General features: G+C 37.7%; 22 protein-coding genes. 11 read left to right on the forward strand and 11 right to left on the reverse strand.

Features of this window, described 5'->3' with window-relative positions; all coding sequences use genetic code 11:
• Positions 1-415: 415 nt before the first annotated feature.
• Positions 416-2,254 carry an oligoendopeptidase F gene (gene pepF, locus J7K93_03250; GenBank protein ID MCD6116009.1) on the forward strand — a complete coding sequence of 613 codons (1,839 nt, stop codon included), beginning with the start codon at positions 416-418 and terminating at the stop codon, positions 2,252-2,254.
• Between the two features lie 75 nt (positions 2,255-2,329).
• Here pepF and J7K93_03255 read toward each other — a convergent pair whose 3' ends face one another.
• The 8 genes from J7K93_03255 to J7K93_03290 form a co-directional block, all read right to left on the reverse strand.
• Entirely contained in the window at positions 2,330-3,283 is a 954-nt protein-coding gene (locus J7K93_03255) for a hypothetical protein (GenBank protein ID MCD6116010.1), read from the reverse strand.
• A 12-nt stretch (positions 3,284-3,295) separates the two neighbouring features.
• On the reverse strand, positions 3,296-4,189 hold the full coding sequence (locus J7K93_03260) for a hypothetical protein (protein ID MCD6116011.1): 894 nt from the start codon (positions 4,187-4,189) through the stop codon (positions 3,296-3,298).
• Between the two features lie 14 nt (positions 4,190-4,203).
• Entirely contained in the window at positions 4,204-6,120 is a 1,917-nt protein-coding gene (locus J7K93_03265) for a M1 family metallopeptidase (protein ID MCD6116012.1), read from the reverse strand.
• Between the two features lie 50 nt (positions 6,121-6,170).
• The gene (locus J7K93_03270) at positions 6,171-7,904 is read right to left on the reverse strand and encodes a tetratricopeptide repeat protein (GenBank protein ID MCD6116013.1); all 1,734 of its coding nucleotides are present in this window, start codon (positions 7,902-7,904) and stop codon (positions 6,171-6,173) included.
• Between the two features lie 116 nt (positions 7,905-8,020).
• Positions 8,021-8,527: an LptE family protein gene (locus tag J7K93_03275; GenBank protein MCD6116014.1), complete on the reverse strand. Its 507-nt coding sequence runs from the start codon at positions 8,525-8,527 to the stop codon at positions 8,021-8,023.
• Positions 8,517-9,674 (reverse strand): sigma-54-dependent Fis family transcriptional regulator, encoded by a 1,158-nt coding sequence (locus tag J7K93_03280; GenBank protein MCD6116015.1) that lies wholly within the window; start codon positions 9,672-9,674, stop codon positions 8,517-8,519. Before J7K93_03280 ends, J7K93_03275 begins: the two co-directional genes overlap by 11 nt.
• Positions 9,675-10,418, reverse strand: a complete 744-nt coding sequence (locus J7K93_03285; GenBank protein MCD6116016.1) for an MBL fold metallo-hydrolase — start codon at positions 10,416-10,418, stop codon at positions 9,675-9,677. It abuts the gene before it with no gap.
• A complete protein-coding gene (locus J7K93_03290; protein MCD6116017.1) occupies positions 10,415-11,338 on the reverse strand; it encodes a GDP-mannose 4,6-dehydratase in 924 nt (307 codons plus the stop codon). Before J7K93_03290 ends, J7K93_03285 begins: the two co-directional genes overlap by 4 nt.
• A gap of 182 nt (positions 11,339-11,520) precedes the next feature.
• Between J7K93_03290 and ligA the strand changes: the two genes are divergently transcribed.
• From ligA to ispG, 3 genes are read left to right on the forward strand one after another with little or no spacing between them, the layout of a single operon-like run.
• Positions 11,521-13,608, forward strand: coding sequence for an NAD-dependent DNA ligase LigA (ligA, locus tag J7K93_03295; protein ID MCD6116018.1), 2,088 nt, complete (start codon positions 11,521-11,523; stop codon positions 13,606-13,608).
• 19 nt (positions 13,609-13,627) lie between these two features.
• Entirely contained in the window at positions 13,628-14,788 is a 1,161-nt protein-coding gene (locus tag J7K93_03300) for an acetylornithine/succinylornithine family transaminase (protein ID MCD6116019.1), read from the forward strand.
• Positions 14,789-14,821: 33 nt separating this feature from the next.
• A complete protein-coding gene (gene ispG, locus J7K93_03305) occupies positions 14,822-15,913 on the forward strand; it encodes a flavodoxin-dependent (E)-4-hydroxy-3-methylbut-2-enyl-diphosphate synthase (GenBank protein MCD6116020.1) in 1,092 nt (363 codons plus the stop codon).
• A gap of 201 nt (positions 15,914-16,114) precedes the next feature.
• On the opposite strand, the gene J7K93_03310 is transcribed toward ispG, so the two are convergent.
• From J7K93_03310 to J7K93_03320, 3 genes are all read right to left on the reverse strand, one after another.
• A complete protein-coding gene (locus tag J7K93_03310; GenBank protein MCD6116021.1) occupies positions 16,115-17,467 on the reverse strand; it encodes a diaminopimelate decarboxylase in 1,353 nt (450 codons plus the stop codon).
• A 1-nt stretch (position 17,468) separates the two neighbouring features.
• The gene (gene lysC / locus J7K93_03315) at positions 17,469-18,839 is read right to left on the reverse strand and encodes a lysine-sensitive aspartokinase 3 (protein MCD6116022.1); all 1,371 of its coding nucleotides are present in this window, start codon (positions 18,837-18,839) and stop codon (positions 17,469-17,471) included.
• Positions 18,840-19,442: 603 nt separating this feature from the next.
• Positions 19,443-19,643, reverse strand: a complete 201-nt coding sequence (locus J7K93_03320) for a cold shock domain-containing protein (protein ID MCD6116023.1) — start codon at positions 19,641-19,643, stop codon at positions 19,443-19,445.
• A gap of 683 nt (positions 19,644-20,326) precedes the next feature.
• On the opposite strand from J7K93_03320, the gene J7K93_03325 reads away from it, so the two are divergent.
• From J7K93_03325 to J7K93_03355, 7 genes are all read left to right on the forward strand, one after another.
• Positions 20,327-20,665, forward strand: a complete 339-nt coding sequence (locus tag J7K93_03325; GenBank protein MCD6116024.1) for a hypothetical protein — start codon at positions 20,327-20,329, stop codon at positions 20,663-20,665.
• Positions 20,666-20,872: 207 nt separating this feature from the next.
• Positions 20,873-21,388, forward strand: a complete 516-nt coding sequence (locus tag J7K93_03330; protein MCD6116025.1) for a hypothetical protein — start codon at positions 20,873-20,875, stop codon at positions 21,386-21,388.
• Positions 21,389-21,823: 435 nt separating this feature from the next.
• Positions 21,824-22,198 (forward strand): response regulator, encoded by a 375-nt coding sequence (locus tag J7K93_03335; GenBank protein MCD6116026.1) that lies wholly within the window; start codon positions 21,824-21,826, stop codon positions 22,196-22,198.
• A gap of 24 nt (positions 22,199-22,222) precedes the next feature.
• A complete protein-coding gene (locus J7K93_03340) occupies positions 22,223-22,720 on the forward strand; it encodes a purine-binding chemotaxis protein CheW (GenBank protein MCD6116027.1) in 498 nt (165 codons plus the stop codon).
• Positions 22,717-24,186 carry a chemotaxis protein CheR gene (locus J7K93_03345; GenBank protein MCD6116028.1) on the forward strand — a complete coding sequence of 490 codons (1,470 nt, stop codon included), beginning with the start codon at positions 22,717-22,719 and terminating at the stop codon, positions 24,184-24,186. Before J7K93_03340 ends, J7K93_03345 begins: the two co-directional genes overlap by 4 nt.
• Positions 24,183-24,761 carry a chemotaxis protein CheW gene (locus J7K93_03350; protein MCD6116029.1) on the forward strand — a complete coding sequence of 193 codons (579 nt, stop codon included), beginning with the start codon at positions 24,183-24,185 and terminating at the stop codon, positions 24,759-24,761. The genes J7K93_03345 and J7K93_03350 overlap by 4 nt, the downstream gene beginning before the upstream one ends.
• Positions 24,762-24,799: 38 nt before the next feature.
• On the forward strand, positions 24,800-26,404 hold the full coding sequence (locus J7K93_03355) for a methyl-accepting chemotaxis protein (GenBank protein ID MCD6116030.1): 1,605 nt from the start codon (positions 24,800-24,802) through the stop codon (positions 26,402-26,404).
• The last annotated feature ends 33 nt before the right edge of the window (positions 26,405-26,437 follow it).

The following is a 26,437-nucleotide window of genomic DNA, read 5'->3' on the forward strand; positions in this document are numbered from 1 at the left end:
TTAGTGCTTTGCCTGATATTTTTATTTTAATAAACAAGATGTTTCTTTTAATCCTGTTTAATTGAGTGGAAAGTTATAAAGTGGAAAGTTATAAAGTTGAAAGTTGTAAAGTGAAAAGTTATAAAGTGGAAAGTTATAAAGTGGAAAGTTATAAAGTATAAAGCTGTAAAGCCTTCCGTTGATCCTCTGTCTATACAAAATTTTCATTTTGTTGTATAGGCCTTAAAACCACCATTGCTTTTTCTGAAGAGCTGTTTTTGTTAATAACTTAAAAAAGAATTCTATAAAATATTTTGTTTTTAACCTTGATTATTGTAATATTAAAGTTCTTAAATTGTTTCCCTGTTAATAGAGATCAGGGAGACAAAGCAGTAAAATTAAAGGTTTAATAAAGGTTTTAAGGAGTTTTATTAATATGAAAACAGGGATTGTCAAATCACAGACACGATCAAGACAAGAAGTATCTCAAGAATACAAGTGGAATCTGTCTGATATATTTCAATCGGATGAATCATGGCAAAAAGCAAAAGATGAATTTATAAAAAAGATGGATGGGGTTGTCAAATACAAGAGCAGGCTTGCTTCTTCATCAAAGATATTGCTTGAGTGCCTTGAATTTAACAGCTCTCTTGAAAAAGAATTTTCAAGGCTCTATTCCTATTCCTCAATGAAATCTGATGAAGATACGAGAAATTCAAAGTATTTGGGTTTTCGTCAGGAGATGTCACAGATTGGTACTGAATATAGTGCAAAAGCTGCTTTTATTGAACCGGAGATTGCAGCAGTAGATAAAGAGGTGATAAATAATTTTCTCAGGAATGAGCAGGGCCTTAGAAAATATGAGATGTACCTGAATGATATTTTTCGCCGTAAGGCTCATAAATTATCTGAGAAGGAGGAGAGAATCCTGGCCCTTGCCGGTATGATTACGGACGGCTCATATACAATATATTCAATATTTTCAAATGCAGAGATGCCTTATCCTGAAGTGAAACTGCATGACGGAACTATTGTGAAAATTGACCAGGCTGGTTTTAGCAGGTACCGTGCTTTGGCAAACAGGGAAGATAGAATTATAGTATTTGAGAAATTCTGGGAAAACTATAAAAAATTTAAATCCACCCTTGGTGCAGGCCTGTATACAAATGTAAAGAAAGATATGTTCTACGCAAAAAGCAGAGGTTATAAATCATCTCTCGAAGCAGCCCTTGATGTAAACAATATTTCGGTTTCAGTATATATATCTCTTATCAATAATGTCAATAAAAATATCGAAACGCTGTACAGGTATCTTAAAATAAAAAAAAGGCTTCTCAAAGTCGATACACTCCATTACTATGATCTCTATGCACCGGCAGTTAAGAGTGTGGATCTTGAATTCAGTTATGACCAGGCTCGTCAGATTGTGATAGATGCACTTAAACCGCTTGGTGAAGAATATTTGTCAGTTGTAAATCGGGCATTTATTGAGAAATGGATTGATGTTTATCCTACAACCGGAAAACGTTCCGGTGCTTACAGCAATGACGGCGGATATGATGTTCATCCGTATATGCTTCTAAATTATAATGGAAAGTACAATGATGTAAGCACTTTGATTCATGAAATGGGACATTCCATGCATACTTATTTATCAAACAAAAATCAGCCTTTCCCTACGGCAGATTATTCTATTTTTGTTGCAGAGGTTGCATCTACTCTTAATGAGGCCCTTCTTATGAATAAGATGCTTTCCGAAATTGAGGATTCCGATATTAGATTGTCTCTGCTTATGGAGTATCTTGACGGAGTAAAAGGCACTCTCTTCCGTCAGACACAGTTTGCTGAGTTCGAACTGAAGATTCATGAAAAAGCTGAAAAGGGAGAGCCTCTTACAGGTGATGCACTGACTGAAATTTATATTGATATGCTGAAGAGATACTACGGCCATGATAAGGGCTTTTGTTTTATAGATGATATGGCAGGAGTAGAGTGGGCATATATCCCTCATTTTTATTATAATTTTTATGTATATCAGTATGCGACTTCTTTTACTGCTTCCACAGCCCTTGCACTGAAGGTGATCAACAAAGAAAAGGGTGCAAAGGAAAAAGTAATTAAATTTTTATCAGCCGGGTGTTCTGAATATCCTATTGATGTCTTGAAAGTTGCAGGCGTTGATATGAACAGTTTGGAACCTTTTGATTTAACCGTTAAATATGTAAATAATGTTATGGATGAAATTGAAAAAATTTTGGCTGAGAGGGGAGAATAAATCTATCTGTTTAAAGATTTACAAAGGTCAGTGCCCTTAGATTGTTTCTTAGATTAAGAATGTTTTGCTCGTGAATCAATTGTGCAGTTTCCCTAATCCTTTAATCAGTTTTACAAAAAAGTTTTCTCTCCTTAAGAATTGGAGGATTAAATCCGATATTTTGGATGTCCTCAAATAACCGAATGATTTATGGTGATTTTCTCTGTTCTTAAATACATAATCATTATATACTAACTGATCTTTTACTTTTACACCGGATTTATTTTTTCTGTATTTTGAAGCAAGAGTGTATTTAAGCGGTATTTTGTCCTCCGGATCGTAAAGATTTATCCATTGCCCTTTAATTGATTCCGGTATAGGCAGAGTTTTAACGGAATTTCTCAGCCTATGCTCCTTTTTTATTTTTTCCATTATAACAGGGATCCCGAGAGGAGAGCCTATGGTGACAAAGGTGTCGATATTCAAAATGTCCTGTTTTTTAAAAAGCACATCGTAGGCAATAATTGAACCCATTGAGTGGGCAATCAGCATAATTTTCTTTTTACGATTTTTATAAAGAACATCAAACAGACGATTTTGAATTTTTTCCCTGACTCCGTTATCATCTGCAGATTCAGGAGAGTAGTACACATTGAGATCTTTAAACAAGTGCTTAATAAGAATGTCAGTAATGTCGGAGAAATTAATTGTGAGGTCGCTGTTTAAAAAAACTTTGGCAAATTGAGTTTCAAACAGCTCTACAATTTTATTGCTTATATTTTCATGCTCGTCATTATTAAAGCCGATACGAAGAGAGGGAACATAAGGTTCTGCAAGAAAAAGATGATGTGCAGGGTCTGTTTCAAATGCATCAAGAGGCTCTTTATGAAGAATATCAGCCCAATAAACAAGATAAAATGGAATCTGTTTCAATTTTCTTTTTTTATTCCATTCCAATCCTTCGATTATTGAATCTTTCCACCATTGTTCGAGAATTTGAACAGAAGGTTTGTTCTTCAGCCCGTGAATACCAATAATAATTTTTTTCATCTATACTCTGATTCAGTCCTTGTCATTGTACCACCATTTTAGGAAGGGAAGTTCAAATTGAGAAAAAAGTTGTACTTCTCCTGCAATAAACCCGAGAACCAGTCCGGTGCGTGCAAAACCGTATATCTGCTGCCAAACAATATACAGAATGCTTCCAAAGGCTGTATCAGGAGGAATAATCTTTATAATAGCAAGATAAATCAGGGTCAGGGCAATTGCTGCCGCAAAAAAAATAAAAAACAGACTGAGAGTTTTAAAAGGGTAACGGAAAACAAATCTCCACCCTTCTTTTATTGAAGTTCTCATAACTCTGTTTTTAGTAAAAATTGTTCTTATCTGTGCAAAATCAAATGCTATTTTTACTAATACCATGAGAGAACCGATAATAAGTATCTGTATAATAAGCAGAAGAAGTATCAATGATTCCGAATCAGCAGCAATGCTTTTTGCAAGAGCTGACAGAGGAATATTGAGAAGCAGAACAGGAATCAAAAACAGGATAGAGAAGAGAAAAAGCCTGATGAACCTGAAAAAGTAAAAGGAAGAATCCTTAAAAAATCCTGCAAAGGTAAATTTGTCCTCTTTTCCCATGAAGAATGATATTATACCGCCTTTAAGGAACATGTAGAAGAAAAGAAAAAAGAACAGCAGCCATATCAGCAGCAATCCTGCAAATTGAACTGCTCCCTGGTTATATATATTAAATTCAGTAATGGAAATAGATATTATTCCTCCAGAAAAAATAGAGCCTGCGCTTAAACTCCTGCCTGCAAAGTCCCTGAATTCAGATGAAAGCGGTATTCCAATAAAAATGCTTAAAATCAGCTGAGATAAAAAGATGAAAAGCCACAATTTTATGTTGCCGAATACCTTTTTAATTGAGCTGTAAAATATTTTTATAACCATGATTCCCTCTGCAGTTAAATAATAAGCGTGATTATATGAAATATTGCCTGATAGAATGAAATTAAATTAGAAGTGAAGTACAGAATGGGCCTGTTTTTTATTTCAGCGGTTTTAGAATTGTTTGTATGATTTGAATCAAGCAGAAGTTTTCCGCCAGGATCTACGGCAGCAGAGAGGATTTTGTCAGGTCTTATAAAAGTGTATTTTTTCCATCTGTCTTTACCGTCCCAGGCGAATTTCAATGAATCCCCGCTGTCAAATACAATTAGTACATCAACAGGGAGCACAGCTTCTCCTTTTCGGTAAATTTTCACAACAGAGCGGAATAGATTTTTTTTGCTGTTTAATTCTGTTTTTGCGGAATCTGAGAATATGCCTTTGGGTTTACGTACTTTATGACAGAAGGCAGATTCAACCTTATAATCAAGTTCAAGGGAATTTTTTAAAAATTGATCAAAATAAAAATTATAGTCCTTCCCTGTTACTTCATTTACAATTTTTATAAAATCCTCAGAATGGGGGTGTTTAAATTTCCAGCGGTCAAAGTACGTGCGGAATATTTTTTTCATATTATCAGTGCCGATAATGTTTTCAAGAGTTCTCAGCATAAGTACAGATTTCTGGTAGGAGAAAAGAGAATAACCTCCGCCTATATAGGTCCATGACGGCCTCAGTATTCTGTCAAGCCTTGCTTTGCCTATGTACGCGGAGCGGGCATTGGAAATTTCTCCGATTTTTATTCCTGCAAAGTCTATCAGGGATGTTTCTTGTCCGTAATACTTGTCCATTATTTTAGATTCAAAATAGCTGTTAATTCCTTCATCAAGCCATGCTTCCTCAAATTCGTTGCTCCCTACAATGCCGTACCAGAATTGATGGCCGAATTCATGGACAACAACCATCTCTACAAATCTCAGGCCTTTGGGTATATTCCAGATAGTACCGCCTGTAATAAACTGGGGGTATTCCATTCCGGATGCCCTGAATGCTCCTGTAGGAGGATGCAGTATTGTGATATGGCTGTAAGGATATTTTCCTGCCCATTCTTCAAAGAAATCGAGGTCATGTCTGATTGCAGTAAAACTGCGTTCTACTGAAGATTCATGGTCTTTTTCATAAATCAGAGAGATTCTGATGCCTTTGTAAGTTATCTCTTTTTTTAGAAAATGGGGCCATGCTGTCCATGCAAAATCATGAACATCTTCGGCATAAAAAGTCACTTTTTTTGAGCTGTCAATTTGTTTTACATCGGTTTTTATTCCTGTTGCTTCAATCTTAAAATTTGAAGGAAGAGTTATGCTTACGTTATACTTTCCATAATCTGAAAAGAATTCACTGTTTCTATGAAATTGATGGCAGTTCCATTTTCCGTTTTTTTCAAATACACCAACTTTTGGGAACCATTGCCCTGCGAGAAAGAAATTTTTATAAAATCCTGTTCTTGCGTAAATTGGAGGGAACTGAGTTGTAAAATTCAGGTTGAGAGTTATTGAGGCTCCGGGGAGTACCGGCCTTTTGAGTTTGAGCAATGCAACTGTCCTGTCATAAGAATTGCTGTCATCCGGCTGAACAAAATAAAGATTTCCCGTTAAATCTATTCCCCTGTAATCGGATATATGATTTATCTTAACCCATCCCCATTGATTTTTTTTCTCAAGGAGTTTTGCCTTTCCGCCTGCTTCTTTAATAAATGTTGAATAGTTATTTTTAAAAGCATTCATGTAGAGATGAAAATATATCTCTTTGGCAGGTTTTGATGTGATGTTTTTCCAAATAATGGTTTCTTTGCCGGAAATTTGCTTCTTTTGTACATCAAGAGTTACATCAATAGTGTAAGAAGCATTCCTCGGACTTCGCGGAGCAGATGATTGAGACCAGAGTAGTGAGTGGAGGATGAGGATAAAAATGCATATTCGAAGATGCTGTTTCATAGTACCTCTCCCTGAAAAATTGCCCTTTGTTCATGATTAATATTATGCTGTTACGATGATTCCTCCAGCTTTTTTTTAAGCTCGTTAATTTTTTGCGTGTATTTTTCGGTGTCTTCGGGGTATTTCTCAATTAATATTTCGTAAACCTGAATTGCCTTTTTAAACTGCCCCTGTGCCGAGTATATCTCTCCAAGAGTAGGGCTTACAATTTTAAGAGAGCTTTTTTCCCCATTGTCTGCATCTTCTTCCGGTTCCGGCTCCGGTTTTGGTTCCGAAATATCATTTTGCTGCTCAGCGGGCTGTTCTGTTATTCCCTGCCCGGTGTCTTCGTTAATTTCCGATAGAGGTTCGGGAGATTCTTCTTGTACTTTTTTTTCTGCAATTTGTTCGGTTATCTCTGCGTCAGAAACATCGGTAATAGATTCTTCCTGTTCCTCTGATACTGTATCATCAGCAGGGATCTCTTCAGTTGAATCGGGAATTTCAATTTCCGGCTCCTTATCTTCAGCAGAAACAGTATCCCGGCCTGAAGAAACTTCGGCATCTTCATCTTTAAACAATTGATCGCTTATTCCGGGTTCGTCGAATTCTTCATCTTTAAAGAAATCAATACTCTCTTCTTCAGAAGAAGATACAGGTACCTGTTCTGCTGTGTCTTGACTTCCCTGATCTGTAGTTCCTGTTATATTTGAAAGAAAGCCTTCTTCAAAGAATGGTTCGTCAGATGTATCTTCCGGTTTAACATCCGTATCTTCATCAGGCAGCAGGATGTCCTTTAAATGTTCATCTTCGGTGTAGAGATTTTCAGTTTCGGATTTTTGATTTATGGCCTGATTTATATCATTGACTATTTCATCAAGTCCTGTGTCAGGCAGATTTTCGTTAATATCAGGCTCTGAAATATTCTTTTCGGCAAGTTCCGGTTCATCCTCCGGAAGAGCCGCACTATTTTTGCCAGCTTCCTTTTCCTCTTCTGTTTCGGATTTATTCTCAGGCTGTTTTTCAAACAGCTTTTCAGCATTGTTAATAGTATTTTCAAGTTCTTGGTTTTTATTATCGTTCCCGGAAGAAGCTGAAATATCGTCGAGGTCAAAATCCGAAAGATCCAACTCCCCTGAATAGCTTTCATTAGATTTATTGTCAGCAGAATGATCTTCGGATATTTTATTGAGGCCTTCTCCTGATGCGGCAAATTTTTCAAGATCAAATTCGGAAAGATCCAATTCGGAATTTTTTGAAGATGAAGCCTCGCCTGCCTTGATATTAAGCTCCTGTTTTTTCTGTGAGACCTTTTCACTGCGTTCAAAAATAGGGGGAGTACCGGATATCCACTCTTTTTCTTTGGGGCCGGAATATACGTTTTTACCTTCAGGAGGTTTTACTGAAAATGAAAAAGTATCCAGCATCTGTGCTGTCTCTTCGTCAAGAGGATCTATTTCAAGAATGTCCCTGTAATGAATAGCAGCCTGATTTTCCCATCCGATTCTTGCCATAAGGTCGCCGAGTAGTTTATGGGCATGAAGGAATAAACGATCATGTGATATGACTTTTTTAAGAGCCTCTTCTGCTTTTTCTCTTAAATTTTTTGCAATGTATGCTTTTGCAAGTACAAAGTGTCCTGTGACATAAGAAGGGGATGCCTGAATGCCCTGCTCAAGCAGATTTATTGCATCATCAATTCTGCCCTGTTCAAGATAGAGCCCTGCAAGGCGGGCAAACACAAGGGATTTAGGGTTATTCTTTATAATATTTTCAAGAGATTGAGTAATGTTTTTATCATTCATGCTTTGACCTGTTGAATAATTTAAATGTTTTCACCTGGGGGAATCTAAAAAATGTATTAATAATTACCTTTAATGACAAGCATTTTTCTCAAATTAATGTATAAATTTTAAGTTTTTTACCAACCTGAAACTGTTTTGTTAAGAATATCTGTTGTAAGTTTTGATACTGCATCTTTAATTCCCTGATTTCTGTCGCTTTCATATTGGCCCCACTGAGACCAGGTCTCTTCCCAGAATACTTTACGCTTTTTCACATCTTCAAAAGATACTTTAATGTTAATTGTAATTCTGTACGATGAAGCGTTTTCATTAGCATCGTACTGTCCTGCCCTGTCTGTAATCTGAAGTATTGTTCCCTTTAAAATGGAATCTGCATTTCGTGTGTCTGCTATTTTTAAAGTATTGTCTGCGGATATAGCCTCAATTAATGCATCTGTAATCTGCTGGTCAATGCCGAATTCCGGAGTGTTATTTTCAAAAAGAGGGATTCCTACTGTTTTGATATTAGATGGAATAGTGGATCCGGAAAAAGAGTAGATTCCGCAGCCTGCAGAAAATCCGAGAAAAGCAAAAATAAAAATAAATAAAATATATTTCAGGATATCCGCAATTTTAATCTTCAAGATTGTGCTCCTTTATCTTTCTGTATAGAGTTCTTTCGCCTATTCCAAGGGCCCTTGCTGCTTTTCTTCTGTTGCCCTTAAATTTCCTTAAAGCTTGTTCAATAAGAATTCTTTCCATGTCTCTGAGGTTGAAATTTGTATCTTCCTGTGCAATCGGCTGATCTATGGGAGTTGCAGGCAGTTCGGAAGAAATCGGATGAGGAATTGGCTTATACGGAGGATTATAGTTTTTTCTGATAAAGGTTCTGATATCTTCCACAGCAAGCCTTAAATCCACCAGTGCCCTGTATATCAGCTCACGCTCGGCCTGATCCGGAGACTTATTTAAAACAACAGGCAGATTTCTGTCATCTTCGGGGATAGTTGTTTTAAGATGTGAAGTAAGAAGGGCTTCATCTATTTTTTCACCTTTTCCAAGGATCAAAACCCGTTCTACTACATTTTTTAACTCGCGGATATTTCCGGGCCACGGATTTTGTTCGAGCAGCCGGAACGCATCTGCTGTAAACCCTCTGAACGGAATGTTATTTTTTTCACTTAGCTCTCTTGCAAAATACAGAGCAAGCATTCTTATGTCGTCCCTTCTCTTTCTCAATGGGGGGAGTTGTATATTTACTGCGTTTAGCCGGTAAAAGAGGTCTTTGCGGAATTCACCTTTTGAAACAGCCTGTTCAAGATTTTGGTTTGTCGCTGCAATAACTCTCACATCTGTTCGGATGGATGTTGTGCCTCCAACCCTCATAAATTCCTGCGTTTCAAGTACACGAAGCAGCCGCACCTGGGTGGACAGGGGCATTTCTCCGATCTCATCAAGAAAAAGCGATCCTCTGTCTGCAATTTCAAAATAACCTTTTCGTTTTTCTGTTGCGCCTGTAAATGAGCCTTTTTCATGCCCGAACAGCTCACTCTCCAGCAACCCTTCGGGAATTGCTCCGCAGTTTACAGTAACTATCGGGTTCTGAGCTCTCGGGCTTAACAAGTGAATTGCCCTTGCTATTTTTTCCTTGCCTGTTCCGCTTTCTCCTGTAATCAGTACAGTTATCTGCAATGGAGATACCTGCTTAACCGTCTCAAGTACTTTAAGAAACTCGTCAGACTTTCCTATGATACCGAGAGATGAGATAATACTGTTTGCTTTTTTTTCCATTCAGATCCTCAAAATATCTCCATCATTGAGTAAAACAACATTCCGGTCGGAATTATCGAATTTTCCGTCCGGATTAAAATCCGGCGGGAAATGAGTGAGAGCTATTTTTTTAATATTAAATTTTTCTGCAAATGAAAGAACCGAATCCATTGAAATGTGGGCAGTTTCAGAAATAAGAAGGGGAGAGTTAAAAGCATAATCTCTCAGATGGTTTAATGACCGGACATCAGACGAGTAGATTGCCTTTTTATTTCTTTCTGTGATGATAATGCTGAAACTGTACACATTCTCATTAAATTTTTCCCCTTGCTTTCCGGCATTCAGATGATCATTGCCTGCTGCTGTTAAAGAAAGGCTGCTATTTTTAAAAAAAATACCATTTTTCAAAGGCCTGAAAATAAGCCTGAACGGAAGCGTTTCAGGCCTGATTCTCATGTAAGGTAAAAAGGTTCGGAATGCATCGCATAAATATTCAGGTGCATAGATTATGAAATCATTTTTACGTTCAGTTAGTTTCATCCAGAACAGAAGGCCGAAAATGCCGGCAGAATGATCAATATGAGCATGAGTGATTACTCCTGCATCAATTTCTGCCGGATCAATGCCGAATTTTGCAAGCTGACGTGCCGTACCGTCACCTATATCAAGCAGTATTTTTGTACTGTCTGCCTGCAGAATCAGGCATGAACTTCCCCTGTTTGGAACAGGCATACTGGATGATGTACCGATAGCCTGTAAAATCATTTTAATTTATTCTTAAAAAAATTAACGGTTTCTTCTATCCCCTGTTCAAGGCTGCGTGAGGGTTCCCATTCCAGAACTTTTTTTGCTTTGTCGAAACTAATTACACTGCGCTGCTGTTCCCCTGGTTTTGCAGGGCCGTGCTTTTCTTCGGCATCTGCACCTATTGCTTTGTTTATCATACTGAAAAGTGTATTAACATCTGTCTCAATGCCTGTGCCGACGTTAAAAATATTATTACCGTCTATGTTCAAACCTGCCATGTTGGCTCTGACTACATCCTTTACAAATACATAATCTCTCGTCTGAAGTCCGTCGCCGTTTATTACAGGCTTTTCTCCTTTGAGAAGTCTTTCTGTGAATATAGCAACAACTCCTGCTTCTCCGTGGGGATTTTGTCTTGGGCCGTAAACATTTGCATATCTGAAGATTGTATATTTTAGATTGTATTCTCTTGCATAGAAAAACAGGTATTTTTCCACTGCGAGTTTTGTGATGCCATAAGGCGAGACCGGACGGGTAGGGTGTGTTTCATCACACGGGAATACATCCTGATCTCCGTAAATCGCTCCGCCTGTAGATGCAAACATAAAACGCTTTACTTTGTATTTAACAGCATTCTGTAAGAGGTTCAATGTACCTTTGACATTTACATCTGCGTCAAACAGAGGCTCTTTCACAGACCTTCTTACATCCATTTGTGCTGCGTGGTGACAAACAATGTCAAATTTTTCAATGCTGAATATTTTATCAATTTGTTCGGCTCTTATATCAATAAGATAGAACTTGGCTTTGGGGTTAAGGTTCGCAATGTTCCCTGCCTCAAGGTTGTCAATTACAACAACATCGTGCCCCTGGTTTATAAAGCCGTCTGTAATGTGTGACCCAATAAAACCTGCACCGCCGGTTACGAGTATCTTCACTAATTCCTCCTGTTAAATCCGTATGAATTGTATACATGAATTATAGTAATAAGCAGGGAAAAAATCAAGATATTATGTTATATGAAATAATAATTATAATTAACGGCAGGATCGTTAGGTTATGAAGATAAAAAAAGGTTGATAAAAAGAATATTTTCACGTAGTTTTATATTATGGGAAAGATGAAGAAAAGGGTGAAAACAATGTCTGATGCAAGAGATGAAATTGAAAAATTAAGGAAAGATATAAGATTTCACGAATACAGATATTATGTTCTCGGAGACCCTGTAATTTCCGACTATGAGTATGACCGGTTAATGGAAAAACTCATAAGCCTGGAAAAAGAAAATCCTGATCTTGTGACTCCTGATTCACCGAGCCAGAGAGTGGGAGGCGAGCCCACTAAAGAGTTTCCCGGTATTATTCATCAGGCGCCAATGCTGAGTCTTGCGAATACATACACACAGGAAGAATTGAATGAATTTGATGACAGAGTAAGGAAACTGCTGGCAGGTGAGAAGTATGAGTATGTAGCGGAGCATAAGTTTGACGGAATTGCTGTATCTCTTATTTATCGCGATGGCGTTTTTATTCAGGGAGCTACAAGAGGCGACGGCAAGCGCGGTGATGATATAACAGCAAATCTTCGTACTGTAAAATCCATACCGCTGAAATTATTTGTTAAACCGGGATTTCCGGGAAATATTGAAGTCAGGGGCGAAGTGTTCATGCCCAGGAAAGGATTCTTATTATTAAACAGAGAGCAGGAAAAAAGGGGAGAAAAGCTCTTTGCAAACCCGAGAAATGCAACGGCAGGGTCTTTGAAGCTGCAGGATCCCCGTTCTGCGGCAAAAAGGCCCCTGGAATTTTCGGCTTATTATCTCAGAATCATAAATCCCGGGGAAGTAAGTGCTGAGATTGATATATCAACACATAAGGCCCGCCTGCATCTTTTAAGGGACCTCGGACTGCCTGTAAGCAGGCATGCAGTATTAAGAAAGTCGATTACTGATGTCATTGATTTCTGTAATGAATGGGAGGATAAGAGAGATTCTCTTCCCTTTGAGATAGACGGGATTGTTGTTAAAGTTAATTCCATTGATCAGCAGAAGAAACTTGGAAGTACGGCAAAGAGTCCAAGATGGGCCATTGCATATAAATTCAAAGCAAGGCAGGCAACAACAAAACTTATGGACATACATCTTCAGGTGGGAAGGACAGGAGTAGTAACACCTGTTGCAGTGCTAAAACCTGTACTCCTTGCAGGATCAACGATAAGCAGAGCAACCCTGCATAATGAAGATGAGATCGAACGAAAAGATATCAGAATAGGAGATACAGTCCTGATTGAAAAGGGGGGAGATGTAATCCCCAAAATTGTAAAAGTTATTTATGAAACGCGTTCCTCTGATGCAGTACCCTTCAAAATGCCGGACCGTTGTCCTGTATGTTCAGGCCCTCTTGTCAGAATAGAGGGCGAAGCAAGGGTCCAGTGTGAAAATGTAAGCTGCCCTGCGCAGGTTCAGAGAAGGATAGAACATTTTGCATCACGCGGTGCAATGAACATTGAGGGACTGGGAGGAGCATTAATAGAGCTGCTTACGGATAAAGGGCTTGTCAAAGATTACGGAGATCTCTATTTTCTTAAAAAAGGTGATGTCGCTTCCCTTGAACGCATGGGGGATAAGAGTGCAGAAAATCTTTTATTAAATATAGAACAAAGTAAAAAGCGGCCACTTGACAGAGTTATTTTTGCTTTGGGGATAAGATATGTCGGAACAAGGGCTGCAGCAGTACTTGCGGATAATTTCGGCTCAATTGATAATCTGAAAAAAACTGAAATCGAGAAACTGACTGAAATTGAAGGAGTTGGGCCTGTAATGGCAGAAAGTATTGTAACGTTTTTTAATCAGGATGCTAATATAGCTGTTCTTGATAAACTGAGCCGTGCAGGTGTTGTAATGGAAGAAGAGAGAGATATAAAGAAAAAAGGTGTATTTGCAGGCAAAATTTTTGTCCTTACAGGAGCGTTAAGCAGGTTTACAAGAGATGGTGCGGCAGAATTAATTACATCAGAAGGCGGAGATGTAAAATCAAGTGTCAGTACAAAGACTGATTTTATCCTTGTTGGGCAGAATCCGGGATCAAAATACAGCAAGGCACTGGATATTGGTGTTGAAATTATGGATGAGGATACTTTTGTAAAAATTATTGAAAAGGCAAAAAAGAAGATTTTACCGAAAGGTAATCAGCTTGAGATGGAAATATAATCTGAATAAAAAAGATGGTATGATAAATAATACAAATATACAGACAGATGAGCTTGAAGTTTACAGCAGGCGGAATCTTGTTATAGTAAGAGGGAGTGGATCCCGTTTATGGGACGAGAATGGCGATGAATACATTGATTGTGTCGGTGGGATAGGTGTCGCTTCCATAGGACATGCCAATGAGTTTTTAAGATCAGCCTTGTCAGATCAGGCAGGAAGGCTGATCAGCGTGTCTAATCTTTTTTACAATGATACAAGGATGCTTCTTGCTAAAAAACTCACAGGAATTGCTCCGGAATACTTAAACAGGGTATATCTGTGTAATTCCGGTACTGAAACAATGGAAGCTGCAATCAAGTTTGCAAGACTGTCTTCGGGAAAGACGGATTTTGTATGCGCGAAAAGAGGATTTCACGGCAGGACTATGGGCGCTTTGAGCGCCACATATAAAGAGCAGTATAAAAAACCTTTTGAACCTTTGGTACCGGGTTTTAAGTTTGCAGAGTTTAATGACCTTAATGCTTTTATCAACTCTGTTGATACAGACACAGCTGGGATAATTATTGAAATTATCCAGGGTGAAGGAGGAATTTATCCTGCTGATCAGGAATTTGTACAAGGACTGGGCAGGTTCTGCTCTGAAAATGATATACTCATTATAATTGATGAAGTGCAGACAGGAATAGGGCGTACAGGATCAATGTTTGCTTTTGAGCAGTACGATATTAAGCCTGACATTGTTACTATTGCAAAGGGCCTTGGCGGAGGAGTCCCAATCGGCGCCGTCCTTGTATCGGATAAAATTCCGAAAATGCCCGGGAAGCACGGATCAACATTCGGAGGGAATCCTCTGTCATGTTCTGCGGCTCTTGCTGTCATCGAATTTATTGAGAGTAACGCTCTTGTCAGAGAGGCAGGCATAAAAGGGGATTATTTTGTTTCTCTTATAAAAAGTAAAAGACTGCCTGCTGTAAAAGAGATAAGGCACAGGGGGCTTATGATAGGAATTGAGCTCACTATACCGGTAAAAAGTATTGTGCTTTTAATGCAGCGCCGAGGTGTTCTTGTACTGACAGCAGGAGAAAACGTGATAAGGCTTTTACCTCCGCTGGTTATTACAAAGGAAGAACTTAAAATAGCTGCTGATGTTCTGGAAAGCGCACTTGAATCAGTTCAATAATTTATATGATACATTAAATGTAATGAGGTATGAATGCTTGATAATCCGGTGTTTACACAGAAGAGAAGAATAACAAGAGAAGTGTTTGCCGGCAAGGTGGCAATTGGAGGCCAGTCACCTGTGACTGTCCAGTCCATGACAAATACAAAAACAGACGATGTTGAAAGTACTGTTGAACAGATAAGAGTCCTTTCTGCAGCAGGATGTGATATAATACGAGTTGCAGTACCTGATAAAAAAGCCGGATATGCAATCCCTGCAATAAAAGAGCAGATCAATATCCCTCTTGTTGCTGACATACATTTTGATTATCGTCTGGCTCTTCTTGCAATTGAAATGGGAGCGGACAAAATCAGAATTAATCCGGGAAATATCGGGTCTGAAGAGCGTGTGGCAAAGATACTCGAAGCAGCATCTTTAAAAAGTATTTCAATAAGAATAGGAGTAAACAGCGGCTCACTTGAAAAAGATATACTCTCAAAGTACGGCCACCCGGGAGCACAGGCTCTTGCGGAGAGCGCTCTGCGCCACATTAAATTTTGTGAGAAACATGGATTTTACGATATTGTTGTTTCTGTAAAAGCTTCCGATGTAGGAGTGATGATAGAAGCAAACAGAATTGTATCAAAAGAGACAGATTATCCTGTCCATCTCGGAGTAACAGAATCGGGAAGCGTAAAGAGCGGAGTAATTCGTTCGGCAGTCGGAATAGGCACGCTTCTCGCAGAAGGAATAGGAGATACCATACGTGTATCCCTTACAGGAGATAATGCTGAGGAGATAAGAGCAGGATTTACAATATTAAATTCTCTCCATCTCAGGAAAAAAGGCGTTACTATAATTTCATGCCCTACATGCGGACGTACAGAGACTGATGTAACAAGCATTGTTGAGGAACTTGAAGAGGCTTTAAAGGATATCGATAAACCGGTTGTTGTTGCTGTAATGGGATGTGCTGTAAACGGTCCCGGCGAGGCTCGGGAAGCAGATATCGGTGTTGCATGCGGAAAAAATGAAGGGCTGCTTTTTAAAAAAGGCGAGGTGATTAAAAAAATTCCCGAGAAGGATATCGTATCTGTGCTGAAAAAGGAGGTGGATGAGTGGAAGGAGAATAGCGAAAAGTGAATAGTAAAAAGGGAATAGGGCCTGGGCGTCCGTTTTTTGACATTTTTTAAAGGGAATTCTCAGATGCCGGCAAAAAAAGGTCAGTTATTGAATCTACAAACTTTATGAACTTTACAAACTTTATGAACTTTATAACTTTATGAACTTTATAACTTTATGAACTTTATAATTTCCAACTCTTTCCCGGAAGAACCAATAGTTTTAACCTTCAAGCCCTGATTCATTAATAAGCAATTGCTCAAGAGATTGGGGCTTTCTGATTATTTTTATTTCTCCTTCTGAAGTAAGCATAAGCTCTGCTGCCTGAAGATAGGAGTTGTAGTTAAACGGTGCAAGGGATGAGCTGTAAGCCCCTGTGCCGCCTATTATAATATAATCCCCTGTCTCAGGTTTTACCATTGCACGGGGAGCAACTGTACCGTCTTCATTTAAACATTGTGAATCGCCTGTTTCACAGCATCTGCCTACAATTACACCTGGAACAGAGCTGTTAGCAGAACTCATATAATCGGACCACAGCAGATTTCCATGTTTTGCTACAATATAAAATGGATGTCTGGCGCCGTACATAAGCGGGCGCGGATTTGATTCCATTCCTCCGTTCAGAAGAAAGAACCAGAAGGTCTCGTCTTTATTTGGTTTTATGTCAATTACTGAAGTTACAAGATAACCGCTGTTTGCAACAGCATATGTACCCGGTTCAATCTCAAGAATTATTTTTCTTCCTGTCTGCCTGTAAAAATTTATAAATTTCTCTTTTGTATATTCTCCCAGCTCTGTCGTGTCTGCGGCGGTTTCGTCAGGCATGCGTGCAACTTTGAACCCTCCTCCGAGATTTATTATTCGGACGTCAGGGAAAAATCTTTCAACAGTGCTCAGAGTTTTGTTAACATTTTTCTTCCAGTCTTCAGGATTGCTTCCTGATCCTATATGCACATGGATGCGGGTGAATTTAATATTGTTTTCCTCTGCAAAGGAGAGAACTTTGGGAAGTTCCGACTCCTGTACTCCAAAACTTGCATAATGATCACCTGTGTTTCTTGTGGCAGATGCTCCTGAACCCTGTCCAGGGTGAATCCTTATGGAAAGATCAATTTTGTTCTTAATTACAAATGATGCGATGTTTTTAAGCTGGAGAAAAGAGCACACGGTGTATTTAAGCCCTTTTTTCATCATATTTTGAAGAAGGATAAGATCTTCTCCATGCGGGACATCCTGGCTTGTAAGAAGGATTTTATTAAAAGATATCCCTGCAATACAGGCTCTTGCAGCTTCGTTTAAAGAGCCTGCGTCAAACATCATGCCCTGTTTTTTTATGAGTTCAAGTACAGCCCTTGACGGATTTGCTTTGATAGCGTATCTCACATTTATTCCAAATGCGTTCGGCATTCCCGTTAATGTACTGCACTGCCTCTCAATCATACTACCATCATAAAAGTAAAAGGGAGTTTCGCACATTCCTGCCGCGTTAAGAATGTCTCTGCTTGTTATATTTCCTTCAGGAAAGAGTTTATCTTTTGGCAAAAAATCAGTATTAATATTTAAATCGGCCACATTAAGCTCCATGTTCCACATTAATAAACATTTTTGTATTTAACGTACGTTCAAAAAAATATTCATGCAGGGTTGAAACAACATGTTTTATATCCTGCTCATCAATTACAAAACTGATATTTATTTCAGAAGCTCCCTGTGAAACCATATGAATAGGTACATCATTGAACAGATGGAATATTCTTCCCATTATTGAAGGGTCATTTTTTAAAGTGCTGCCTACCACACAGACAATAGCTTTATTCTGCTGAAATTCAACTTTTGCAAATTCCTTAAGTTCCATGATTATCTCATGAAGATGTTCCGTTTTGTAAATTGTAATTGAGACACTTACTTCTGACGTTGTTACAAGGTCTACAGGTGTTTCAAATTTATCAAAAACTTTAAATATCGCAGACATAAATCCATAAGCCATCAGCATTCTTGTGGAAGTCACTGTAATTACAGTTATTCCCTCTTTGTAGGCAATTGATTTAACAAGTCCTGGTTCAGAAGGTACACTTTGGTCAAAGGTTATGAGAGTACCCTGTTCCGACGGATGCATGGAATTAAGAACTACTACCGGGATATTTTTTTCAATGGCCGGAATAAGCGTTGCAGGATGAAGAACTTTTGCTCCGAAATATGCAAGTTCCGCAGCTTCGTTAAAAGTCATCTGTTTTATCCTTCTTGCCTCGGATATAATTGAAGGGTCAGCAGTAAGCACACCGTCAACATCTGACCATATCTCCACTCTGTCTGCTTCGAGAAGCGCACCGAATATAGTTGCTGAGTAGTCAGAGCCTCCCCGTCCCAGAGTTGTAGTTCTGCCAGAATTGTCACTTCCTACAAATCCCTGAATAACAGGTATTATTCCTTTGTCGGTGAGAGGGATGAGATACTTCTTAATTCGTACAAATGAGGATGTCAAGTCAGGTTTTGCACAGCCGAAAGAACTGTCTGTAAGAAGAATATCCCGGGCGTCTGCCATTTGTGAATTTATACCGCTTTTCCTCAGATTTGCAGATAGAAGATTTGCAGACAGAAACTCTCCTGTGCTGACAATTGAATCTGATATCTCAGGAGTGCATTGTGCTTCCGAAGATACTATCTCTTCTAAAAATGAGAAAGCGAATAATAAGCACTCTTCCCATTCAGAATCATGCAAAAACAGAAGCTCTCCTGTCATTATGTGGCGTTTTTTAATGTCAGATATTATCTCGTTTTTATTAGTATTTTTTTTACATAGCCTTAAAAGATTGTCTGTTACTCCGCTCATTGCAGAAACAACTATTATGGGATTTTCCTGTTTCCTTGATTTTATTATGTTTGTTGCTCTCTGGACAGCTTCTGCATCTTTAAGAGAGGTACCTCCGAACTTCATCACTATCATATAATTTTCCTTTATACAAATAAAAAAGCTGATTGAATCCGCAGAAGTATTCAATCAGCCCTGGATATTTTTAAAGTCCCGGAATGATTAAATAGCGCTCCACGGACTGTTCCGTGACAGACCGGCTGTTGTTCACGAACCGGGCCGACAAACAAACTTGCGGATATTTGTCTGTCTCGGCCTGCTTTCCTTTCTTTTCCGGGAAAATTGCCTCCGCGGGCATCCCCGAAAGGTACTGATAAAACAGGCACCTCTATCTAATCGAATTTGAATATAATAAAGAATGAAATGCATTGATGCAAGCATTTTCTGTAAAAATTAAAATATTTGTTGTGTTTAAAGGGGAAAATCGTATATTTTTAGTGTAGCATCCGATATCAATGTTTATCCCTTACTTCCCGGATTATACTGCTAATGATTTTTAATTATCATCTATAACAGCCCTGAGCTGGAATCTGCTTCGGGCTGTTTTTATAAATTATTGCATAATTTTTTGAGATAATTTAACACGATTTGTTTGTTAATAAATTTAATTACACTTCGTAAATTGCAAAAGCCCCGATTATTTCTAACCAGGGCTTTTGCGAACTCTGTCAGCAAGATTTATACTTTTGATACCTTAATAGCCTGTAATCCTTTAGGACCCTGTCCTATCTCAAACATAACCTCGTCGCCTTCGTCCAGTGATTTGTAACCATCACCTTCAATCGCTTTGTAATGTACAAAAACATCATCCCCTTCTTCTCTGGAGATGAACCCATAGCCCTTAGAGCCATTGAACCATTTGACAGTACCTTTTTCCATGAAAACTATCCTTCATTTAAATATGTGTTTCGTACGTTTCTGTCTTCTGCAAAAAAAAATCGTGTTAACAGTGCTTGACTGTCATCCACGAATTTATTTTTGGTCTTATCGATGTTTTTACACGTCCTACAAATAAAACGAAAACAAGAAAACAGCTACGTACTATGAATTATTAAGAATAATATACAAAATGATAATTGATAATGCAAGCAATTTCTTTAATTAAAACGATAAAATTTATATAATATGATAGTAAATCCTGTAATTATAGAGAGTTAACTGATAGAGGCTGTGTTTGTACGGGAAAATGCACAGATATTCATGGCAAAAGCAGCGTTGATTGATGCTATTCATTAAAAATACAATATTGGTACGTTAATTGCCTTAATTGGTTATGTAGTTAGATGGTTCTTTGATAAAAATTTATTAACACTTTATATGTGATGATTGATAACTATATATAAATCAATTAGATATGGTTAAGATAAAAAATAATTATTATGTTAAATAATTAATTAATACTGGAATTAATTTGGCTGTTATAGGGTAAAAAATCACCGGTTACTGTTTAAAATAGTAGTCAGGACGTGCTGCAGAGGCAGTTGAATATGCAACTATAGGAGGTAAATATGTTCAAGATTGAAAAAAAAGAGTGGGGGTACTAAATTATTTTTAGTGATTTTATGAAGGCTGAAGAGATGCAGAGGTGGCATGATGAATCAAAACAGAAGCTTCTATCTGCACCGAGTGAGTTTGGTGTTTTTGTGGATATGAGCAATATGAAACCACTCCCTGCAGATGCCCAGGAAGTTTTAAAAGCAGGACAGAAACTGTACAAAGAGAAGGGGATGGTCAGGTCTGTGGTTATTATAAACAGCACAATATTAAAATTGCAGTTTCGGCGTCTTGCTAAAGAGACTGGTATTTATGACTGGGAGCGCTATATTGATGCATCCAGTACACCGAACTGGGAAGAAGTAGGGATATCATGGATTAAAGACGGAGAAGATCCTGATAAATAGTAATATTTATCGATTTCTCTATAATTATAATTATTATTCATTGTAAGATATGTTCTAATTGGAATAAAGAGTGCGGTTTTTGAACCGCATTCTTTATATAGTTATAAATATTTTTTCTATTATAAAAAATATATTGCAATTTTTCCAATTAAATTGTAAATAGTATCAATCGGAGTCTATATTGAATAAAATGGAGGACGAATAAAGATGAATACTAAAAAGATATTTATTATATTTTTTATAGCATTGTCATTATTATGCATTATTACAACTGTTAATGCCCAGACTGCAGATAATTTAAAAGGTATGCTAATTGATCTGAAAGGCTGGAATGCAAAAAAAGCTAATGGCATGGCTGTCAGCCTCGGCAGCATGAAAATGGCAAATGCATACCGCATTTATACGTTGAAAGATAAAAAAATTCATACAACAGTTTTGATAACAAGCAAGGAAGAGGCCTTACAGAAAATGGAGCCTGATATAAAACATAAGCCCAACTACAAAATTAGTAATTATACAATCAGAGGATTTAAGGTTGTTTCTGTTTATGATAAAAGAAAAAAGCAGGGTACTTTTATTGTTACTCTGATAAAAAATAAAAGTAATTCCGGTGCAATATTTGCGTTTAATTACGATGGATTAAAAGAGAGAGAAGGTTTGGGCCTTGTTAAAAAGTTTGACTGGAAGAAGATGAAAAAAGAGGCAAAAGCTTTTCTTAAGTAATAAATAGCTATCATTGAGCAAAAAAAATGGGTCATTTCGATTCGGCTTCAGCGGGATATAAATTTTATCCACGAATTACACGAATGACACTAATAAAAAAGCATAAAAATAAATTTTATTAATTCGTGAAACCCTGTCAGTCCATTGGCGGATTGGCGGGCAAAGAGGCTGTGGTGTGGGGAGCATTTCCTTTTTTCTCTCCTGCTTCTGAATAATACACTGAAAATATGTCAATTCACAAAAGCACAGTGCCTGATACAGGCTGTAAATGGAGAATATTCAGCCCGACTTTAGAAGGCTATTTGTAATGGCACGGCTTTTGCCGAAATACAAAAGTGTCTGGAAAATGTACATATTTTAGTATATAACATTACTTTTTGAAAAGTTCACTGTTCATTGTGAAAAAAGATCAGCATAAGGTAAGAGGAGGAAAAATTGCCAGGTAAAATCCTTATTATTGATGATGATATGGGCATGAGGATGCTTCTTTCAAAATTTCTGCAGCGCCAGGGCTTTGAAACACTCGTTGCCGAGGATGGCCTTGAAGGAGTGGAAATTGCCAAAAAAACAAACCCTGACCTGATTATAATGGATGTTGTGATGCCTAGAATGGATGGAATTACAGCTGCGCGGCTGATTAAATTCTACAAACCGCTGAGCAATGTGCCGATAATTTTTCTAACGGCAAAAGATGACAGTAAGGAAATTGAACTTGCTCAGGAAACCCGTGCAGATGTATATATTACGAAACCATTTGATGTCCACAAAGTGATTGAAGTTGTTGAAGATCTTTTATCAAAAACTCAATAACGGACATGGGAGATTGATTAATATATGAGTGATAGAGATCAGTATTTGATATTTGTGCTGGATAAAAAAAAGTTTGCAATCAACATAAAATCTGTAAAGAGAATAGCTCTGTCTGTGGAAGTTACAGACCTCCCTGAAGGGCCTGGTATTGTGATGGGTATAATAAATGTAAAAGGCCAGGTTATTCCTGTTGTAAACATTAGGAAAAGGTTTGGAATGCCGGGAAAAGATATAGACCTGATGGATCATTTTATAATTACTAAAACTTCAACACGAATAGTAGCTATGGTAGTTGATGATGTTATCGAAATAACAAAGATTGCAAACAATAAGAAGATACTTAAGGATGAAATACTTCCGGGAATGAAGCATGTAGCAGGTGCATTGAAAATTGCAGGAGACATTGTTCTCATTCATGATATCGAATCTTTCCTCAGCCTCGGAGAGGAAAGGGAGATTGATAAGGCATTAAAAAAAGTTAACGAAAAAGCAAAAAAGGGAAAGAAAACGAGTAAAAAATGATATCCCGCGTACCAAATATTCTTCTTGACCAGCTAAGCGTATTTATTAACAGCGAAATGGGACTCCATTTTCCAAAGGAGAGGAGATTGGATCTGCTGCGCGGTGTAAGCGAATCTGCAGAAGAATTTGGATTCACCGATGTAGAAATGTGTATTAACTGGTTACTTTCATCACCTTTAAAAAAACGTCAGATAGAAATACTTGCCCGCCATCTTACAGTTGGCGAGACATATTTTTTCCGTGAATCAAGAGTCTTTCAGGCACTTGAAAAAGATATTATTGCAGGTATTATTCAGGCACGGAGAAATGGCACTAAAACTATTTGTATATGGAGTGCAGGATGCTGCAGCGGAGAAGAACCCTATTCAATTGCAATACTTTTAACCAGAATGATACCTGATATTGATTCGTGGAAAATTGTGATTTTCGGTACTGATATAAATATAGATTTCCTTGAAAAGGCACAAAAAGGAATTTATCGCGAATGGTCATTCAGGAATACTCCTTTCTGGATTAAAGAGAAGTATTTTACACGTATTGATGACGGAGTTTATGAGATAATTCCAGGGATAAAGCGGCTTGTAAATTTTAGTTATCTTAATCTCGTTAGTGTCGAGAACCCGTCATTTATTAATTTACAGTCTTTTGATCTTATCCTTTGCCGAAATGTTTTGATGTATTTTTCTCAGGGACAAGTCAGGTCGGTTATTAACAGATTTTATGAAGGGCTTAATGATAACGGATGGCTGATTGTAGGATCAAGTGAAGCATCCCATATCCTGTTTTCTCAATTTCAGACTGTCAATTTTCCCGGCGCGATTGTTTATCGTAAAGATACTTCCAAAACGCCTTTTGAATTACCGGAAATTACGCATGATGAACCAGATCTCCCTGAATTACATCCTGTTACTGTTACGGATTTTTCAAAATTTATTACCACGGACAATGAAACCGAAGAAGAAGATGATTTTACAGAGGCAATTAACGCATTTGAGGCAGGGAACTATAAACTTGCAACTGAAATCCTGAAAAAAGTAGTCAATGATCCTGTTTTATCTGAGAATGTACAGGTTTATTTACTTCTGTCCCGCAGTTGTGCAAATCTCGGTAATTTAAAGCATGCACTGAACTGGGTTGAAAAGGGCCTTAAACATAATAAACTTGATTTTCAATTATATCAGCTGAAAGCAGAGATTTATCAGGAAATGGGGAAGCTGGATAAGGCTGTAGAATCTTTGAAAAATGTAATATATTTGGAGCCTGACTCTTTTGTAGCGTATTTTATTCTCGGAAATATTTCGCATCAGCTCGGTAAAGATAAAGAAGCAAAAAAATGTTTTGAGAATGCTGAAAAGCTGCTCAGATTAAAAGAAAGAGATGATGTGTTGACTGAATTTGACGGAATTACTGCAGGAAGAATGATTCATGTGATAGAGAGTATGAAAAATACGGAGAATCCCGGATGACCGAGGAAAGTAAAAATTCTACTATTGAAAAAAATAATAGCATGAGTAAAATAATATACATGCCTGATAAAAAGGCGGTATTAAAAAAACGTGCAGAGGCTCTTGCAAAAGAGATGGCTGATGAATGGCAGGATAAGGATAAGTTCGAAGTTGTCGAGTTTATTCTTGCATACGAGTTGTATGGAATTAAATCGTCTTTTGTACAGGAGGTTTACCCTTTAAAAAATTTTACTCCGCTGCCCGGCACGCCACCGTTTTTACTTGGAATTACGAATATTCGGGGAAGGATTGTTTCCATTGTTGATATTAAAAAGCTTTTTAATCTGCCTGACAGCGGTATTACTGACCTTAACAGAGTGATTATAATTGAGAATGGAGAGAGTGAACTCGGTATACTGGCTGATAGAATAATGGGTATAAGAAATATTTCGGATGTTGATTTTAAAGCAAATTTATTGGTCACAAGTGATACTATAGGAAATTATATACACGGGATTACCGAGGATAAATTAATTGTCCTTGATGTGGACAAAATATTTGGTGATAAAAGATTAATAATAAACTCGGAAGTATAAAAATATATTAATAAAATAAACTTTGCACGGAGTACACTATGTTAAGAAATCTGAAATTAAAGACAAAAATCTTTTTCATCCCTTTTCTTGCAGGAATTATACTGCTTACGATTTTTATTACAGCGGGCTTGATCAAAACCCAAAATGATAAGCTCCTGAATAGTATCCGCACAGAATATCTACCGGTTCAGGTTTTTAATTCCGAACTTAAATCAATACTTCAGGAAATGAATAGTGTTGTTGAACATGCTGCTTTGACACGAAACAAAGTTTTGGCAAAACAGGCAGATATCATTCATCAGCAATTCATAGCGGAATTATCAAGGGCAGAATCTGATCCTGTAATTAAACTTAGTCTAATGCCTGATAAAAATGAGTATGATAGTTTTTCCAGTGCTTTTCTGGATGTTGTTGATAAAATATCATCAGGCAGCAGTAAGAATCTAATTAATAGAAGTTTACAAAAATTAAAACCCATGCATGATACACTCAACTCAATAATTCAAAAAAATATTGTTAGAGAAAAAAGAAACGTTAGTCAGGCATTTTCCAGCATAGGGTCCAAAAACAGATTATTAATTATTTTAATAGGATTAATAATTTTTATTGGACTTGCAATGAGTATGGTATTATCAATAGCTGTAATAAAATCAGTAATGGAACCTCTTGACATTGTAGTTAATGTAGCAGAACAGGTTGCAGACGGCCAATTGACCATTGATATTCCGGAAACCGAAGGAACTGATGAAATGAGCTCACTCCTTAGAACTTTCAGGAGAATGGTTATAAGCCTCAGGGAAATGGCTGTACAGATCAAGGAGGCATCTAATGCACTTGCTTCTTCTGCCGGCCAGATTTCTACATCTGTAACTCAGATTGCATCTGCAGCTGCAGAAACAGCATCTGCTGCTACAGAGACAAATACAACTGTTGAAGAGGTCAGGCAGACTGCAATTGATTCGAACAAAAAAGCAAAGCATGTGTCGGAAAGTGCTCAAAAGTCTGTAAAAATTTCACAGGCAGGTGAGAAAACCGTTGCGGAAACAATTGAAGAGATGCAGAGGATTGAAGAGCAGATGGAATCTATTGCAGAAAGTATTATGCGTTTAAGTGAACATGGACAGGCAATAAGCAGTATTATTACTACTGTTGAGGACGTGGCAGAGCAGTCAAGATTATTGGCTGTTAATGCTTCAATTGAAGCTGTAAAAGCCGGAGAGCAAGGGAAGGGTTTTGCTGTTGTAGCACAAGAGGTCAGAACACTTGCTGAGCAGTCAAAACAGGCTACAAACCGAATAAGAGCAATTCTTGACGAAATTCAGAAATCTACGAGTGAAGCTGTTATGAAGACGGAGCAGGGTACAAAGGCCGTTAAATCCGGAGTGGAACAATCGGCAAAATCCGGTGAAACAATTCAAAGACTGGCTAACAGCGTTACTGAAGCAGCACAGGCCACTACCCAGATAGCAGTATCCAGCCAGGAACAGACAGTCGGCATGGATCAGGTTGTATCTGCAATGGAATCAATAAAACAGGCCAGTAATCAGAATGTAAGTGCAACAAAACAGGTGGAAGCTGCTGCTCAGGATCTTTACAATCTTGGACAGACTTTGATGGATATTGTGAAATTATATAAATTATAGAGATGTTTTTATTAATCATAACGTGCAGGTGAA

It is taken from the genome of bacterium, assembly GCA_021158245.1.
Lineage (GTDB): Bacteria > Zhuqueibacterota > QNDG01 > QNDG01 > QNDG01 > QNDG01.